General features: G+C 71.1%; 16 protein-coding genes. 12 read left to right on the forward strand and 4 right to left on the reverse strand.

The window, feature by feature from the left end; all coding sequences use genetic code 11:
- Positions 1-109: 109 nt before the first annotated feature.
- The 8 genes from ABR737_RS15955 (at position 110) to ABR737_RS15990 (ending at position 6,727) form a co-directional block, all read left to right on the forward strand.
- A complete protein-coding gene (locus ABR737_RS15955) occupies positions 110-943 on the forward strand; it encodes a helix-turn-helix domain-containing protein (RefSeq protein ID WP_350250844.1) in 834 nt (277 codons plus the stop codon).
- The gene (locus ABR737_RS15960; RefSeq protein WP_350250845.1) at positions 925-1,137 is read left to right on the forward strand and encodes a DUF397 domain-containing protein; all 213 of its coding nucleotides are present in this window, start codon (positions 925-927) and stop codon (positions 1,135-1,137) included. The genes ABR737_RS15955 and ABR737_RS15960 overlap by 19 nt, the downstream gene beginning before the upstream one ends.
- A 241-nt stretch (positions 1,138-1,378) precedes the next feature.
- Positions 1,379-2,803, forward strand: a complete 1,425-nt coding sequence (locus tag ABR737_RS15965) for an ATP-binding protein (RefSeq protein ID WP_350250846.1) — start codon at positions 1,379-1,381, stop codon at positions 2,801-2,803.
- The gene (locus ABR737_RS15970; protein ID WP_350250847.1) at positions 2,803-3,231 is read left to right on the forward strand and encodes a roadblock/LC7 domain-containing protein; all 429 of its coding nucleotides are present in this window, start codon (positions 2,803-2,805) and stop codon (positions 3,229-3,231) included. Before ABR737_RS15965 ends, ABR737_RS15970 begins: the two co-directional genes overlap by 1 nt.
- Positions 3,228-3,590 carry a DUF742 domain-containing protein gene (locus ABR737_RS15975; RefSeq protein WP_030413708.1) on the forward strand — a complete coding sequence of 121 codons (363 nt, stop codon included), beginning with the start codon at positions 3,228-3,230 and terminating at the stop codon, positions 3,588-3,590. The genes ABR737_RS15970 and ABR737_RS15975 overlap by 4 nt, the downstream gene beginning before the upstream one ends.
- Before the next feature lie 28 nt (positions 3,591-3,618).
- The gene (locus ABR737_RS15980; protein ID WP_078889372.1) at positions 3,619-4,197 is read left to right on the forward strand and encodes a GTP-binding protein; all 579 of its coding nucleotides are present in this window, start codon (positions 3,619-3,621) and stop codon (positions 4,195-4,197) included.
- Entirely contained in the window at positions 4,194-5,576 is a 1,383-nt protein-coding gene (locus ABR737_RS15985; protein ID WP_350250848.1) for a cytochrome P450 family protein, read from the forward strand. The genes ABR737_RS15980 and ABR737_RS15985 overlap by 4 nt, the downstream gene beginning before the upstream one ends.
- Positions 5,492-6,727, forward strand: coding sequence for a cytochrome P450 family protein (locus ABR737_RS15990; protein WP_350250849.1), 1,236 nt, complete (start codon positions 5,492-5,494; stop codon positions 6,725-6,727). The genes ABR737_RS15985 and ABR737_RS15990 overlap by 85 nt, the downstream gene beginning before the upstream one ends.
- 165 nt (positions 6,728-6,892) lie before the next feature.
- Here ABR737_RS15990 and ABR737_RS15995 read toward each other — a convergent pair whose 3' ends face one another.
- The 3 genes from ABR737_RS15995 to leuA form a co-directional block, all read right to left on the reverse strand.
- Entirely contained in the window at positions 6,893-7,591 is a 699-nt protein-coding gene (locus ABR737_RS15995; protein WP_350256799.1) for a TerB family tellurite resistance protein, read from the reverse strand.
- Positions 7,592-7,930: 339 nt separating this feature from the next.
- A complete protein-coding gene (locus ABR737_RS16000) occupies positions 7,931-8,965 on the reverse strand; it encodes an SGNH/GDSL hydrolase family protein (RefSeq protein WP_350250850.1) in 1,035 nt (344 codons plus the stop codon).
- A 217-nt stretch (positions 8,966-9,182) separates the two neighbouring features.
- Positions 9,183-10,961, reverse strand: a complete 1,779-nt coding sequence (gene leuA / locus ABR737_RS16005; RefSeq protein WP_350250851.1) for a 2-isopropylmalate synthase — start codon at positions 10,959-10,961, stop codon at positions 9,183-9,185.
- A 325-nt stretch (positions 10,962-11,286) separates the two neighbouring features.
- Here leuA and ABR737_RS16010 point away from each other — a divergent pair, with 325 nt between their 5' ends.
- From ABR737_RS16010 to ABR737_RS16025, 4 genes are all read left to right on the forward strand, one after another.
- Positions 11,287-12,375 (forward strand): M4 family metallopeptidase, encoded by a 1,089-nt coding sequence (locus ABR737_RS16010; RefSeq protein ID WP_350250852.1) that lies wholly within the window; start codon positions 11,287-11,289, stop codon positions 12,373-12,375.
- A gap of 112 nt (positions 12,376-12,487) precedes the next feature.
- Positions 12,488-12,754, forward strand: a complete 267-nt coding sequence (locus tag ABR737_RS16015; RefSeq protein WP_350250853.1) for a protealysin inhibitor emfourin — start codon at positions 12,488-12,490, stop codon at positions 12,752-12,754.
- Positions 12,755-12,870: 116 nt separating this feature from the next.
- Positions 12,871-14,244 carry a GH1 family beta-glucosidase gene (locus ABR737_RS16020; protein ID WP_350250854.1) on the forward strand — a complete coding sequence of 458 codons (1,374 nt, stop codon included), beginning with the start codon at positions 12,871-12,873 and terminating at the stop codon, positions 14,242-14,244.
- Positions 14,241-15,518, forward strand: coding sequence for an MFS transporter (locus tag ABR737_RS16025; protein ID WP_350250855.1), 1,278 nt, complete (start codon positions 14,241-14,243; stop codon positions 15,516-15,518). The genes ABR737_RS16020 and ABR737_RS16025 overlap by 4 nt, the downstream gene beginning before the upstream one ends.
- A 92-nt stretch (positions 15,519-15,610) precedes the next feature.
- Here ABR737_RS16025 and era read toward each other — a convergent pair whose 3' ends face one another.
- Complete coding sequence (gene era, locus ABR737_RS16030; RefSeq protein WP_502964329.1) at positions 15,611-16,558, reverse strand: GTPase Era; 948 nt, start codon at positions 16,556-16,558, stop codon at positions 15,611-15,613.
- Positions 16,559-16,762 lie beyond the last annotated feature (204 nt).

The raw sequence follows: 16,762 nt of genomic DNA on the forward strand, positions 1-16,762 counted from the left end.
CACTTTCCGTGAGGGGTTTCACTGTTCGCATTCAGAGCGTGACGGTGCGGAACTAGGCTGGGCAAGAAGGTCGGCAATACAACTGCCGGGATGAGAAAGGGAGTCAGTGATGGCCCAAGCTTCACGGCATGCAGCATGGGAATTCTGGGGTACCGAACTCAAGCGCCGCCGGGAAGAGGCCCGCTTAACCCAGGAGGAACTGGGGCAACGAATCTTCGCCTCCGGCGGCTACATCAGCCAGCTTGAGCAGGCGTCCCGGAGGCCGCAGTTGGATGTAGCAGTGCGGATCGACGGAGTTCTACAAACCGATGGTTTTTTCGAGCGGACCTGGCGACAGCTGATCGACGACCAGCGGTACCCGGATTACTTCGCGGCAGCGGCGGAGCTGGAGCGGTTGGCAACGAAGATCTGCGAGTTCGCACCCATGATCATGCCGGGACTGCTGCAGACGCCGACGTATGCACACGCCCTCATGGTCGCGGGTAATCCACTCGCGACGGACGAGTACATCGAAGCGGGGGTCCACGCCCGCCTGGACCGGGCAGTCATCCTCAAGGAAGCCGCACGGCCGATGTATTGGGTGGTGCTGCACGAGGCCGGGCTAAAGGTCCCAGTGGGCGGGGCAGCCATCATGGCCGAGCAGTTGGCGTACGTCGCGCAGCTGACGCGCGAACGGAAGCTCCTGATGCAGATCCTCCCGTTCGCCGCCGGCCCGTACCCCTCCATGGGAAAGATGTTGAAGATCATGGAGTTCGACGACGCCCCGCCAACCGCCTATACAGAGGGCGTGCATTCGGGAAACCTGCTGGATGATCCGGCCGTAGTGAAGCATGTACAGGCGGACTACGATCTGGTCAGGGCCGCCGCACTGTCGCCGGAGGCGTCCCTGGCCCGGCTCGAATCGGCGGTGGAGGACTACAGACGATGCGCGAGTACAACCTGAGCGCCGCTCGTTGGCGCAAGAGCAGCTACAGCGACGACAAAGGTGGCGACTGCGTCGAGTTCTCCGACGCCCACCCCGGCATCGTCCCCGTCCGCGACAGCAAGAAGCCCCACGGCCCCGCCCTGGTCTTCCCCGCCACCCGCTGGACCGCCTTCGTCGATGCCGTCAAAAACTCACATTTCACCGGCGCCTGACGCCCTTTCACCAGCCGTACACACCAGGCACACAAAGGCCCCGCCATCCCACTGGATGACGGGGCCACATCACGTTATGGTCCGGGTCATCGCGGGCGGAAGGCGACCTTCCGCACTTCTCAGTCCCCCGAGGGAAGTGGCCCTCACGGCACGTCAACAGCCCGGTAGCATCCCGTGATGATCGGCAGCACGACGCCGTGATGGCCGGCCGACCCAGTCAGTACCCCAATTGAGGATCTCGATGACATCCATACCGGAGGCGCTGTTGTGGTGCCTCAGCGCAGGTACGGCCGCCGCCGTGGTCCTGGCGGCGCTCTCGATCCGCGCGCGCGGGCAGCGCGCCGGTCTGAGATCGCGCCTGTCCGCCGCTGAGGAACGGAACAGCGCCACGCTCCACAGCAATACGGAGCTGTCGGCCCGGCTGCGCGCCACCGAGGCCGAGATCCGGCACCTGTCCGGTACCCGGCTCCCCGACCTGACGCTGGCGCTGGCCCACCCGCATGTGCCCGTACCGGGGCTGCTGGACGCGCGGTTCGCCGGGACGGAGACGGACCAGGCGCTGAACGCCGTACTGGAGCAGGTCAGCGACGCGATCACCAAGGAGCGGGCGCGCGTCGACGCCGCCGCCCAGTCCACCCTGCGCGGCGCGACCACCACCATCCAGGCGCTGCTCTACCAGCTCCAGTCGGCGCTGCAGGAGATGCAGCACCGCTACGACGACCCGAACGTCGCCCAGGACCTGCTGAACGCCGACTTCCTCAACGAGCAGGCGCTGCGGCGCATCCAGGCCACCGGTGTCGTCTGCGGCGCCTGGCCGGGCCTGACCCGCGAGGACTCCTACCTCGCCGAGCTGGTCGTCGGCGCCACCTCCCGGCTGCGCGGCTACGAACGGGTGCAGGTCAGCAACCAGTTGCGCGACCCGGTCGCCGTGGTGGCGCGGGCCGTGGAGCCGGTCGCGATCGTGGTGACCGAGCTGCTGGCCAACGCGCTGCACCACTCGCACCGTGAACTGCCGGTCACCATCACCCTCCAGCAGGGCAACCGCGGCGCCTCGGTCATCGTCGACGACTACGGCGTCGGGATGCACGACGACGAGATCAAGGCCGCGATGGAGCTGCTGTCGGGTGACGAGGACCTGCTGCTCACCCAGCTCGGCGACCCGCCGCGGTCCGGGTTCGCCTCGGCCGGCCAGTTGGTGCGCCAGTACGGATTCGGAGTGCATGTCGAGCCGTCGCCGTACGGCGGTGTGCGGGCGGTCGTGTACCTCCCGGGCGACCCCCTCCTCACCGTCCTCGACGAGAGCGCCCAGCCGATGTCCGTGATGGCTCCTCTGCCGCACCGTTCCGCGGTGCCGGATCGTTCCTCCTCCGTACTGCCCACCGGTTCCGCGACGCCGCCCCCGGCCGCCGCGCAGCCCGCGCCCGCCGCGCAGCCCGCCCCCTCCTACGAGGCACCCGCCCAGCAGGCCGACGGGGAACTCCCGCGCCGGCGCCGCCGTAAGCCCGTGTCCGAACTCGACGAGAGTGCCCCGCGCACCGAACCGTCTCCCCCGCGCTCCCCGGAAGAGACCGGATCCCGCTGGGCCGCGCTCCAGCGCGGTACCGAAACCGGCCGGGCAGCCGCCCAGTCAGAACCCCCTCGCAGTCCCGAAGGGAACGCACAGTAATGAACAGCCCCACCCGCCGCCGCGTCGCCGAGGACAAGTCCTGGGTGCTGGCGCCCCTCATGGAGTTGCCGCATGTGATTCACGCAGCCGTGATCTCCGGTGACGGTTTCATCGAGGGCGCCTCGCCGGGCCTGAAGCGTGACTCCGGCGAGGGTGTCGCCGCGATGATGTCCGCGCTCCAGGGCGCGGGCCGTGCCGTGACCGCGGCGTTCGCCGGGAAGGACGACACCCGGCTGCGGCAGACGGTCATCGAGTCCGACGAGGGCTTCGTCTTCGCGATACCCGCCGGTGAGAACACCTGCCTCGCCGTCTTCGCCGGTCCGGAGGTGAACATGGGCGTCGTCGCCCACCACATGCAGATCCAGGTGACGACCCTGGGCAACAAGGTCATGAACAGCCCGGCCCGGGATACGGGTAACCCCGTATGACCCCGCGCCAGAGCAGCGGCAGGCGCCTCGTACCGGCCTATCTGGCCACCGGCGGACGCGCCCGTCCCAGCCGCAACACCCTGGACCGGCTCACCCTGCTGCACAGCGTCGGGATGCCGATCACCAGCGAGGTACGCCCGGAGGAGCACCGCATCCTGGAGCTGCTGCAGCCCGGGGCGCTGTCTCTGGCCGAGGTCGCCGCCCACCTTCACCTGCCGGTGAGCGTGGTGAAGGTGCTGGTGGCCGACCTCGTCGATGCCGGGCGGCTGCACGCCCGTGTCCCCATTCCCGAAGCCGAGCAATTCGACCGACAGATCCTGGAGAGGGTTCTCGATGGACTCCGCTCTCTCAAGTCCTAGCGCCCACGCCGACGCGAGCAACGGCAGCATGTACCTCTCCGGCGAGAACCAGACCCTGGTCAAACTCCTGGTGGCGGGGCCGTTCGGCGTCGGCAAGACCACGCTCATCCGCGCGTTGTCCGAAACCCCGCCGCTGCACACCGAAGAGGTCATGACCCAGACCGGCGCGATCGTCGACGATCTCGCCGGCGTCCGGGAGAAGACCACCACCACCGTCGCCATCGACTTCGGGCGGCTGACGCTGCCCGGGGACCTGGTGCTGTATCTGTTCGGCACCCCCGGGCAGAAACGGTTCCGCCCCTTGTGGCAGGACATCGCCCGCGGCGCGCTGGGTGCCCTCGTCCTCGCCGACACCCGCCGCCTGGCGGACTCCTTCGAGGTCATGGACATCGTCGAGGAGGCCGGGCTGCGCTACGCGGTGGCGGTCAACACCTTCCCCGACGCGCCCCAGTACGACGTCGAAAAACTCCGCGAGGCGCTCGATCTGCACCCCGAGACGCCGCTGGTGCTGTGCGACGCCCGCGACCGGGAGCAGTCCGTCGACGCGCTGATCGCGCTCGTCGGGCACGTCCTGGCCCACACCCCCGAGGAGAACCCGAACCCGTGACTTCCCCGCACCAGCCGGGAGCCGCACCGCCACCGGGCTGCCCGGCGCACGCCGCCGCCCCGTACCAGCAGGTGCCGGCCCAGCCCGACGCCCACACCCCGGTGAAGCTCTACGGACCGGACTTCGCCGCCGACCCGCACCGCGTCTACGACCAGTTGCGCCAGTTCGGTGCGCTGGCGCCGGTCGAGATCGCGCCGGAGGTGACCGCGATGCTGGTCACCGACTACCGGGCCGCCCTCGATCTGCTGCACGACGACGCCACCTGGTCCAAGGACTCGCGGGAGTGGATGACCACGGTCCCGCCGGACTCGCCGGTCATGCCGATGCTGATGTGGCGCCCCAACCTCTTCTACGCCGACGGTCCTGCGCACGTCCGCTACCGGGACGTCGTCGTCGACAGCTTCAAGCTCGTCGAGCCGCACGAGCTGCGTGCCCGGGTCCACCACGCCGCGGACTCCCTGATCCGGCGCTTCGGCGCGCACGGCGAGGTCGATCTGATCGCCGACTATGCGCGGCTGATCCCGCTGCTGATGTTCAACAACCTCTTCGGGATGCCGGATTCGTACAGCGACCGGCTCATCACGGCCATCGGGGGCATGCTGGACGGCAACTCCCCCGAGGAGGCCGCGGCCGCCAACGAGGCCTACACCAGCTACATCATGGAGCTGGTCGGCTCCAAGAAGGCCGAGCGCGGGCCGGACCTGACCTCCTGGTTCATGGACCACCCCAACGCGCTCAACGACGAGGAACTGATCCACAACATCATCCTCACGATGGGCGCGGGCCACGAACCGCTCGCCAACCTCATCGGCAACGCGCTGTCGCGGATGCTCTCCGACGACCGCTACTACCACACCCTCTCCGGCGGCGCGCTCACCGCGCACGACGCGCTCAACGAGGTGCTGTGGAACGACCCGCCGCTGGCCAACTACTCCGCGCACTTCCCGGTCCGTGACGTCTTCTTCCACGGCACCTGGGTGCGCAAGGGGCAGCTGGTGATGGTGTCGTACGCGGCCGCCAACAGCCAGTTCGACACCACCGGGCAGACGGGCCCCGGCTCGGGCGGCGGCTCGCACCTGTCCTGGGCGGCAGGACCGCATGCCTGCCCGGTGAAGCGGCACGCCCTGCTGATCGCCACCACCGCGATCGAGCGGCTGACCGCCTGGCTCTCGGACATCGAACTCGCCGTGGACGCACGCGAGTTGCAGTGGCGCAACGGTGCGTTCCACCGGGCCCTGGCCGCGCTCCCGGCCCGCTTCACCCCCATCACCCCCGACCAGGCAGGAGCCACTCCATGGCACAACAGGGACAGCAGCCCTACGTCATCGACCCGGTCGGAAGCGACATCCACGGAGAGGCGGCCCGTCTCCGCGCGCTAGGCCCGCTGGCGCGCACCGAGCTCCCCGGCGGCATCGAGGCCTGGTCGGTCACCAGCCACACCCTGCTCAAGCAGCTGCTGACCGACGACCGGGTCTCCAAGAACCCCCGGGAGCACTGGCCGCTGTGGCAGCGCGACGACATCCGCGGCAGCTGGCTGCAGTCGTGGATCGGCGTCACGAACATGTTCACCGCGTACGGCGCCGACCACCGCCGGCTGCGCAAGCTGATCGCCCCCGCGTTCACCGCCCGCCGCACCGACGCCATGCTCCCGCGCGTGGAGGCCATCACCACGGCCCTCCTGGACGGCCTGGCCGCGCACCCCGCGGGCGAGCCCGTGGACCTGCGCGCCCGCTTCAACCACCCGCTGCCACTGCAGGTGATCTGCGAGCTGTTCGGCTTCCCGGAGGGCGAGCAGCGCGCCGAACTCGCCCGTCTCGTCTCGGCCATCATGGACACCACGGCCACCCCGGAGCAGGCCGCCGCCACCGGCGCGGCCGTCCATGCGCTGCTGTCGGAGCTGGTCGCCGCCAAGCGCGAGCACCCGGCCGACGACCTGACGAGCCTGCTGGTCTGCGCGCGGGACGACGAGGGCGAGCGGATGACCGAGCAGGAACTTCTCGACACCCTCCTGCTCGTCATCGGCGCCGGCCACGAGACCACCGTCGACCTCCTCGGCAACGCCGTGCACGCCCTGCTGACCCACCCCGAACAGCTCGCGCTGGTGCTGTCGGGCGACGTCCCCTGGAACGATGTGATCGAGGAGACGCTGCGCTGGGCCCCCAGCATCGCGGCGCTCCCGCTCCGCTTCGCCGTGGCGGACATCGAGGTCCCGGGCGGCCCCACCATCCGCAAGGGCGAGGCGATCCTCCCGGCGTACGCGGCGGCCGGCCGTGACCCCGCGTTCCACGGCGAGAGGGCCGACGGCTTCGACGTCCGGCGCACCCGCCAGGAGCACCTGGCGTTCGGCCACGGCGTCCACCACTGCCTGGGTGCCCCGCTGGCCCGTATGGAGGCGCGGACCGCGCTGCCGGCCCTCTTCGCCCGCTTCCCGGACCTCCAACTGGCCGTACCGTCCGAGGAGTTGGCGCCGACGGACGGCTTCATCTCGGGCGGTCTGCGCAGCCTGCCGGTGCGTCTCCGGTGCGCCTGACGCCGGGCTGAACCGCCCGGACGCTGCCGGTGTCCGACCCCGTCGTCCTGCTGGGGTGGCGGGGTCTTTCCGGCTCCCGTGCGGCCGTCGCGCCGCGGGCCGGTCGGGCGCATCCGGCCGTCGTGCCGCGGGCCGGTCGGCGCATCCGGCCGGTCGTCCCGCCCCTCAGGACGGGGTGCGCGCCGCCGCCAGCAGCCGGTTGGTGTCGGCGGGGCGGAGCGTCAGGGCGCTGCCGACGGTGCTCAGCACCTCGCGCTCCGCGGGCGTGTAGGAGCCGTCCGCGAGAGCGATACGGGCGCCCTGGAGGAGGATCGCCTCCCGGCCGGCGGGGGCGAGGTGCGGGGCGAGCGGTTCCAGGGCCTCGTGGAGCTCTATGGCCAGCGCGGTGCCGCACGGGTCCAGACCCTGGGGCGCGCAGTGACCGCCGGTGACCGCGCCGTAGGTGCCGGTGAGCCGGCCGGTGTCGGCGGCGAGGGCGGCGAGCAGGGTCAGCAGTTCGTCCTCGGAGCAGTCCGCGAAGCCGGCCGCGCGGACCGTGCCGACGGCGGCGTCGCGGACGGCGCGGGAGGACGTGCCCCCGGCGGCGAGCAGCGCGAGGGTGACGGTGTGGACGGCGTCCCTGAGCATCGCGGAGAAGCGGACGGTGGTGGGGTGGTCGAGGGCGTCCGGGCCGAAGTGGCCGTGGCAGGCCGAGCACTCCAGGACCGGGCCGGTGGCACCGCGGGGCACGAGCGGGACACCGAGGACGGTGAGACGGCGGCGGCCTGCCCGGCGGAGGTAGTTGCGGTCCCCGCCGCAGTCCGGACAGAAGAACTCGCCATCGGCGACGGTGCGCCAGGACGTGCGCACACCCATCACACACATCTTGTGCCTCACGTCAGCCCTCCGTAACTCCCCCGTAGCCCTCCGGGCACGGGTGGGGGTCCCCAGCGGTACCTGGGGGACTACCCCGTGGCCCCTCGCCGTATGGGACGTGATGTTAGCCACATACGTGATGTGGCGTCAGCACCTCGTACCGGACAACTGGCCGGATGACGAAGGCCTCTGCCCCCGGTACGGGCGGGGCAGAGGCCTGCGGGCGCTGTGAACCGCGTGGCTACGAGGAGGCGGGCGGCGGGTGAGGCGGTTGCGGGCCCCGGTGGCGCCGCGGTCCCGGCTTGGCCAAAACGGTGAGGGTGCGGCGGGAGCGCACCGGGTTCCCCGTCACCCCATCGAGGTCATCAGGGCCCGGGTCACCTGGTGTGCCTGGTTGTCCAGGCCGCGGGCGTTGGGGTGGACGAAGGTGCAGGCCTCGCCGGAGCCGGGGATGGTCTTGCACAGCTCCGACGGCGTGTCGGTCTGGTCGCCGTCACCGGTGAGGTTGTCCCGGACGCCGTACATCCACTTCGCGTCCCCGCTCCGGCACACCCCGTGGTTCACACTGGGCCCGTAGGTGTCGACATAGAGCGCGGCGTGCTCCTCGGCGTGCCGGTGGAGCAGCCCGTTCAGACGCTTTTCGAGCCCGTCCAGCCAGGGCATGTCGCCCTTCTTGACGCTGCCGAGCTGGTTCCAGTGCAGGAACGAACAGCCGGAGCTGTCCGGGACGATGGCGGGGTAGCCGACGACGGCGATCCTCGCCTGCGGTGCGCGCCGGTGGATCACCGTCATCATGTGCGCGAAGTCGGCGTCGAGCTGCGCGAACCGCTCCTCCAGCCAGCTCGCCCCCTCGCCCCCGCCGGTGTAGTGGTCGGTGCAGGGCTTGGTCTGCAGGGGCTTGGTGATGCCCAGTTCGAGGCAGGTGCTCACGATGGACCCGAAGCCGAGGGAGTTGCCGCCGATGCCGACGGTGACGTAGTCGGTGGTGGGGGACAGCGCTTCCACCTGCGGGGGCAGATCGGACCAGCCGCCCGGCGGCGGGATCGACGGCGGCCCGTAGATCTTGGCGGCCGGCTGGGGTCCCAAGACCCCGTCGACCACCTCGGCGGCCCCGCAGGTCGCATCCGTCAGGTGGAACCCCAGCTGACGGGCGACCTGGTGCGGGTAGTTGCGCGCGGAGCGGCCGCAGCCGTCGTCCTCCTCCCAGGGGCGGACGAACACCCCGGCGCTGTAGGAGTCGCCGAGCGCCACGTACTCCGGCCGGTCCGCGGCCCGGGCCGGGGCGCCCGAGGCCGCCGGGGCGAAGGCTGCGGCCACCACGGCCAGCGAGGCGGTCGCCGCCACGAGGAGCCGGGAGAGTGCGGGCATGCCGTGTCTGCTCATCTGCACGTCCTTGGTGTCCGGCGTCGCGGCCTGTCCGACGAACGCCCGTCACCAAACGTACTGATGTGCTTACTGACTGTGATGCAAAGGGGATTCAAACCCCACCATCAGGTGGCGGGGTCGCACAACGGCGCCCCCGCCGCTCGGGGAGAGCGACGGGGGCGCGTGCGGAACGGGTGGTGCGGAACGGGTGGTGCGGAACGGTGCGGCTGCCGGGTCAGCGGCCCGCGCGGTTCACGGCGGAGACGACGGCCTTCAGCGAGGCGCGCGTGGTGTTCGCGTCGATGCCGATGCCCCACAGCACCTTGTCGCCGATCGCGCACTCGATGTACGAGGCGGCCAGCGAGGAGGCGCCCTCGCTCATGGTGTGCTCCTGGTAGTCCAGCAGCCGCGCGTCGATGTCCAGGCCCTGCAGCGCCTGGAAGAACGCGGAGATGGGGCCGTTGCCGGTGCCGGTCAGCACCGTCTCCGCGCCGTCCACCTCGGCCTCGACGGTGAGGGTGTCGATGCCGTCCTTGTCGGTGGTGGTCTGGCCGTTCCTGACCTGGATACGGCCCCACGGGTTGTGCGGGTTGGGCAGGTACTCGTCCTGGAAGGCGGACCAGATGGCGGTGGGCGTGATCTCGCCGCCCTCGGTATCGGTCTTCTCCTGGATGATCCGGGAGAACTCGATCTGCATCCGGCGCGGCAGGTCCAGGTGGTGGTCGTTCTTCAGGACGTAGGCGATACCGCCCTTGCCGGACTGCGAGTTGACGCGGATGACCGCCTCGTAGGAGCGGCCGACGTCCTTGGGGTCGATGGGCAGGTACGGGACCGCCCACTCGATGTCGTCCACGGTCTTGCCGGCGGCGGTGGCCTCGGCCTCCATGGCGTCGAAGCCCTTCTTGATGGCGTCCTGGTGGGAGCCGGAGAAGGCGGTGTAGACCAGATCGCCCGCGTAGGGGTGGCGCGGGTGGATCTCCATCTGGTTGCAGTACTCGCTGGTGCGACGGATCTCGTCGATCTGCGAGAAGTCGATCTGCGGGTCGACGCCCTGGGAGAACAGGTTCATGCCCAGCGTCACCAGGTCGACGTTGCCGGTGCGCTCGCCCTGGCCGAACAGGCAGCCCTCGATGCGGTCGGCGCCCGCCATGACCGCCAGCTCGGCGGCGGCGACGGCGGTGCCCCGGTCGTTGTGCGGGTGCACGGACAGGCAGACGTGCTCGCGCCGGGACAGGTGGCGCGACATCCACTCGAAGCGGTCGGCGTGGGTGGACGGCGTCGAACGCTCCACGGTGGCGGGCAGGTTCAGGATGATCTCGCGGCCCTCCTCGGGCTGCCAGACGTCCATCACCGCCTCGCAGACCTCCAGCGCGAAGTCCAGCTCGGTGTCGGTGAAGATCTCCGGGCTGTACTGGTAGCCGAAGATCGTCTCGTCGCCCAGGATCTTGTCGGCGTACTCCATGACCAGCCGGGTGCCGTCCACGGCGATCTGCTTGACCTGCTCCTTCGAGCCGCGGAAGACGACCCGGCGGAAGGTGGGCGCGGTGGCGTTGTACAGGTGCACGGTGGCCCGGTGGGCGCCGCGCAGCGACTCCACGGTGCGCTCGATCAGCTCCTCGCGGGCCTGCGTCAGGACGGAGATCGTCACGTCCTCGGGGATCGCGCCCTCTTCGATGATGGAGCGGACGAAGGCGAAGTCGGTCTCACCGGACGACGGGAAGCCGACCTCGATCTCCTTGTAGCCCATGCGTACCAGCAGGTCGAACATCTCGCGCTTGCGGGCCGGCGACATCGGGTCGATCAGCGCCTGGTTGCCGTCCCGCAGGTCGGTCGAGAGCCAGCGGGGCGCGGCGGTGATGCGGTTGTCGGGCCAGGTGCGGTCGGGGATGTCGACGGCTTCGTAACGGCCGTACTTGTGGACCGGCATGCCCGAGGGCCGCTGCAGCTGCGTCGCGCTGGTGACCGGGGTGGGCCGGCCGACGGGATGGCCTGCGGGGCTCGACGGATTCGTCATGGTGCGTGGGGCTCCTCGTGTGTCCGCTGGGGGTCCCCCTGCTCCTGGGAGTCAGGGAGGGCCGACGGGGCGAAAACATCGCAACACCGAACTCCGCGGGGAGGGGGTCGGCCTACGACTACAGGCCCTCACCGCGGCAGCTAAGGAGAAGCAGCCCGAAACGCATGATGCACAGCACCTTAGCCGAGGTCGGCCCTGGAGGGCGGTCGCGTATCAGTATGCGGGACCGGGCGGACTTTGTTCCCCAAATGCGACCAACCACACTTTTTCGGGAATTTCGGCCGCAGGCAGTGACAGCCGCATTACACAGTGCCACCTTTTGTGCATGGACCTCAACGACGCGCAGCCAGTTCCCGCCACCGGCCACACGCCCGTCTTCTGCACGATCATCCCGCCGCACATCCTCGACAACCTGGCGCAGTCCGACGACCCGGAGCGGCACGAGCCCGCCCGCCGCACCCTGGAGCACGACCACGTACGGCGGACCGAGCGCCGCGAGATCGCCGCCCGGGGCGGACTGACCCCGGGAGAACCCGGCGCCGCCCCCGGCAAGCCGAACCGCACCGTCTACGACGCCAGGCACCAGGAGAACCTGCCCGGTCACAAGGTGCACGCGGAGGCGGACGGCCCCGTCAAGGACGCCTCCGTCAACCGCGCCCACGCCGGTCTCGGTGCCACCTTCGAGCTCTACCTCAAGATCTACGGCCGGAAGTCCATCGACGGCGCCGGCCTGCCGCTCAACGCCACCGTCCACTATGGCCGGAAGTACGACAACGCCTTCTGGGACGGCGAGCGGATGGTCTTCGGCGACGGCGACAACGACCTGTTCAAGGACTTCACCATCCCCGTCGACGTCATCGGCCACGAGCTCACCCACGGCGTCACGCAGTACACCGCCAACCTCACCTACGAGGGCCAGCCCGGCGCCCTCAACGAGTCCGTCTCCGACGTCTTCGGCGTGCTGATCAAGCAGTACGCCCTCGGCCAGACCACCGACCAGGCCGACTGGCTGATCGGCGCCGACCTCCTCGGCCCGAACGTCACCGGCAAGGCGCTGCGCTCGATGAAGGCCCCGGGCACCGCGTACGACGACGACGTCCTGGGCAAGGACCCGCAGCCCGCCACGATGAAGGGCTACGTCCGCACCACCGACGACAACGGCGGCGTCCACATCAACTCCGGCATCCCCAACCACGCCTTCTACCTGGCCGCCACCGCCCTCGGCGGCAAGGCCTGGGAGCGGGCGGGGCAGGTCTGGTACGACGTCCTGACCGGCGGCAAGCTCTCCTCGGACGCGCAGTTCGCCGACTTCGCGGCCCTGACCGTCAAGGCCGCCCAGGCCCGCTTCGGGGCCGGCGACGAGCACGAGGCCGTGGTCAAGGCCTGGACCCAGGTCGGCGTGACCCCGAAGTAGCGGCGCCACGAGGTCCGCGGGGCGGGCGGCGCCGGCAGGCGCGGCCGCCCCGCGCACGGTTAGCGTGGCCGTACGGGGTAGAAGTCCGTCGGAGGACGTCGGAGGAGTCGTTATGCGCATTCACGTTCATCGCACCGGCGGTTTTGCGGGCGTCGACCGCCGCGCCGAGGTCGACACCTCGGGCCGCCCGGACGCCGAGGACTGGCAGAGCCTGGCCAAGGACGCCGTCGCCACCGCCCGCACCGAGCCCCCCGTCGGAGTCCCGGACGGCTTCAGCTACCAGATCACGGTCGACGGCCGGACGGTCTACTGCTCCGACCCCCGCCTCACCGACGAGCAGCGCAAGCTGATCACCAAGGTGATGAAGGAAGGGGCGTAAGGGCCAGGGGCACCACCAGGTCCCGCCCCCGCCCGGGCCAGGCCGGCGCGGCATGCAACTTCCCGCCGCCGCTTGCCCCTTGACACTGTTACCGCCGGTTACAAAGATCCGGTGGCATGACGAGCGAACCGGTGTCCGACGCGCTGCCCCGCTTCCCCCGTGACTTCGTCTGGGGGGTGTCCACGTCCGCCGCGCAGATCGAGGGGGCGGTGGCGGACGGGGGGCGCGGGCGGTCCGTGTGGGATGTGTTCGCGGCGGAGGCCGGGCGGATCAAGGACGGGTCGGACGCCCGGGTGGCAACCGGTCACTACCACCGGTACCGGGAGGACGTGGGGCTGCTCCGGGAGCTCGGGGTCGGGGCGTACCGGTTCTCGGTGGCCTGGCCACGGGTGGTGCCGGACGGGGACGGGGCGGTCAACGGCGCGGGGCTGGACTTCTACGACCGGCTGGTGGACGCGTTGCTGGCGGCGGGGGTCGCACCGGTGCCGACGCTCTTCCACTGGGACACCCCGCAGGCGCTGGAGGAGCGCGGCGGCTGGCTCCGGCGGGAGACCGCCGAGCGCTTCGCGGCGTATGCGGACGTGGTGGCGGGGCGGCTCGGGGACCGGGTGGAGCGGTGGATCACGCTCAACGAGCCCGCCGAGGTGACCTTGCTGGGCTACGGGCTGGGCCAGCATGCGCCGGGCCGGCAGCTGCTGTTCGAGGCGCTGCCGGCCGCGCACCATCAACTGCTGGGACACGGGCTGGCCGTGCAGGCACTGCGGGCCCGCGGGGCGCGGAGCATCGGGATCGCCAACTCCCACGGTCCGACCTGGACCGCGAGTGCGTCGGAGGCGGACACCGCGGCGGCGGATCTGTACGACCTGCTGCTCAACCGGCTGTTCGCGGAGCCGGTGCTCCTGGGCCGGTATCCGGACGAGGAGCTGGCGGCGCTGCTGCCGGGCCCGGTCGCGGACGACCTGAAGGTGATCGGGCAGCCGCTGGACTGGTACGGGATCAACTACTACCAGCCGACGCTGGTGGGCGCCCCGGGCGCGGACGGTACCGCGGCAGCCGACTTCGGCGGGATCCGGCTGCCGCCCGAACTTCCCTTCGCGCCCCGGGAGATCGAGGGCTACCCCCGCACCGACTTCGGGTGGCCGGTGGTGCCCGGGGCGCTGACCGAGCTGCTGGTGTCCTTCCGGGAGCGGTACGGGGACCGGCTGCCGCCCGTCGTGATCACCGAGAACGGGTGCTCGTACGAGGGCGTCGAGGACCGGGAGCGGATCGCGTTCCTGGACGGGCATCTGCGGGCGCTGCATGCGGCGATGGCGGCCGGCGTCGATGTCCGCGGGTACTTCGTGTGGTCGCTGCTGGACAACTTCGAGTGGGCGGAGGGGTACGCCCGGCGGTTCGGGCTGGTGCACGTGGACTACGCGACCCTGGAGCGGACGCCCAAGGCCTCCTACCACTGGCTGCAAGGCGTGCTGCGGGAGCAGGCCCGGGGATGAGCGGCCCGGCTCCCGAGGCGCTTGCGGAGCCGTCGCAGCAGGCCGGGCGGGCGTGGACCGCCGCGCTGTCGCTGGCCAACGGGGCGATCTGGGTCGGGTGGTACGGGCCGCTGCAGATCCTGCTGGCGCTGCAGGCCGCGCAGCTCGCGCCGCCGGAAACGCCGAAGGAATCGGTGCTGGCGTGGGTGACCGGGGCGGGGGCCGTCGTCTCCATGGTGTCCAACCCGCTGTTCGGGGCGCTGTCGGACCGTACGGCCTCGCGGTTCGGGCGGCGTACGCCGTGGATCGCCGTGGGGGTGCTGGGCGGGGCCGGGTCGCTGGTGCTGCTGGCCGGGGCGGGCACGGTGGCGGTGATGGTGCTGGGGTGGTGTCTGGTGCAGCTCACCCTCAATGCGGCCTTCGCGGCGGTCACCGCGGCGGTACCCGACCGGGTGCCGCCGCGGCAGCGCGGGGCGGTGGGCGGCTGGCTGGGTGCCGCGCAGATCCTGGGCGTGGTGGCCGGCACGGGGCTGGCGACGGCGGCGGGAGGGGTGGCCGCAGGGGGCGTGGCCGCGGGAGGAGTGGCCGCGGGCTATCTGGCCTGTGCCGGTTTCGTGGTGCTGGGCACCCTCCCGTATGTGCTGTTGCACCGGGATCCGGTGCTGCCGGCCGGACGGCGCCCGGCGCTGAGCGTACGGGCCCTGGCCGCCGGGTTCTGGATCAGTCCGCGCCGGTATCCCGATCTGGGGTGGGCCTGGCTGACCCGGTTCCTGATCAACCTGGGCAACGCACTGGCCCTGCTGTACCTGCTCTACTACCTGCGCGACGTGCTGCACCGCCCTGACCCGGGCGGCGGGGTGCTGATACTGACCGCGGTGAACGGCGTGACCCTGCTGGGCACGGTCGTGGTCGGCGGGTTCTGGTCGGACCGGGCCGGGCGGCGGCAGCCGTTCGTGCTGTGGTCCGGGGTGATCATGACGGTGGCGACCGGGCTGCTGGCCGGATGGCAGACCTGGCCGGGCGCGCTGTGCGCCGCGGCGCTGCTCGGCGTCGGCTTCGGCGTCTTCACCTCCGTCGACTTCGCGCTGATGACGCAGGTACTGCCGGCCGCCGCGCACCGCGGCAAGGACATGGGCGTCATCAATATCGCCAACGCACTGCCGCAGGTGGCCGCCCCCGCGCTGGCCGCGCCGATCGTCCATCACCTCGGCGGCTTCCGGATGCTGTACGCCGTCGCGGCGGCGGTGGGGCTGGTGGGGGCGCTGCTGGTACGCCGGATCCGGGGCGTGGCCTGAGGGCCGCGGCGCGCTGCGGGGCGTGGCCCCGTACGGGGCCGTGGCACCCACGGCCGGGAGCCGGACCGGGCCGGCCCAGAGGCCAGAGCGGCTCAGAACCCCAGTTTGCGGAGCTGCTTCGGGTCGCGCTGCCAGTCCTTGGCGACCTTGACGTGCAGATCCAGGAAGACCGGCGTGCCGAGCAGTGCCTCGATGTGCTTGCGGGACTTCGAGCCGACCTCCTTGAGGCGCTTGCCCTTGGGGCCGATGATGATCCCCTTCTGGCTGGGGCGCTCGATGTAGACATTCGCGTGGACGTCGAGGAGAGGCTTGTCGGCGGGGCGGTCCTGGCGCGGCAGCATCTCCTCGACGACCACCGCGATGGAGTGCGGCAGCTCGTCGCGGACGCCCTCCAGCGCGGCCTCGCGGATCAGCTCGGCGACCATGACCTGCTCGGGCTCGTCGGTGAGATCGCCCTCGGGGTAGAGCGGCGGGCTCTCCGGGAGCATCGGCACGAGCAGGTCAGCGAGGAGCGCCACCTGGGTGTCCCCGACCGCCGAGACCGGGATGATCTCGGCCCACTCGATGCCCAGTTCCTTGCCGAGCTGGTCGATGGCGATCAGCTGGGCGGCCAGCGCCTTGGAGTCGACCAGGTCGGTCTTGGTGACGATGGCGACCTTGGGGGTCTTCTTGATGCCGGCCAGCTCCGCCGCGATGTAGCGGTCGCCGGGGCCGAGCTTCTGGTCGGCGGGCAGACAGAAGCCGATCACGTCCACCTCGGACCAGGTGGTCCGCACGACGTCGTTCAGCCGCTCGCCGAGCAGCGTGCGCGGCTTGTGCAGACCGGGGGTGTCGACGAGGACCAGCTGCGCCTCGGGGCGGTGCACGATGCCGCGGACCGTGTGGCGGGTGGTCTGCGGGCGGTTGGAGGTGATGGCCACCTTCGTGCCGACGAGAGCGTTCGTAAGGGTGGACTTGCCCGCGTTGGGGCGGCCGACGAAGCAGGCGAAGCCGGCGCGGTGCGCGGCGGAGGACTCTGTACGAACGCTCATGGCGCCCATTCTCCCCGATCCCGGGCGCGGCTCCGACCAACCGGCCGCGGGGGCCGGTACGGGCGGGCGGTACGGGGCGGCCGGAGCCGCCGCGGGCCGGTACGGGGCGGCCGGCCACGGTCGGGCGGCCGCATCCGGTGGGCCGCCCCCGCACGCCGTCCGTACGCCGTCCGCGCATTGTCCGTACGACGCCCGTACACCGCCCTCCAAGGC

The sequence above is a fragment of the Streptomyces sp. Edi2 genome, from assembly GCF_040253635.1.
Taxonomy (GTDB): domain Bacteria; phylum Actinomycetota; class Actinomycetes; order Streptomycetales; family Streptomycetaceae; genus Streptomyces.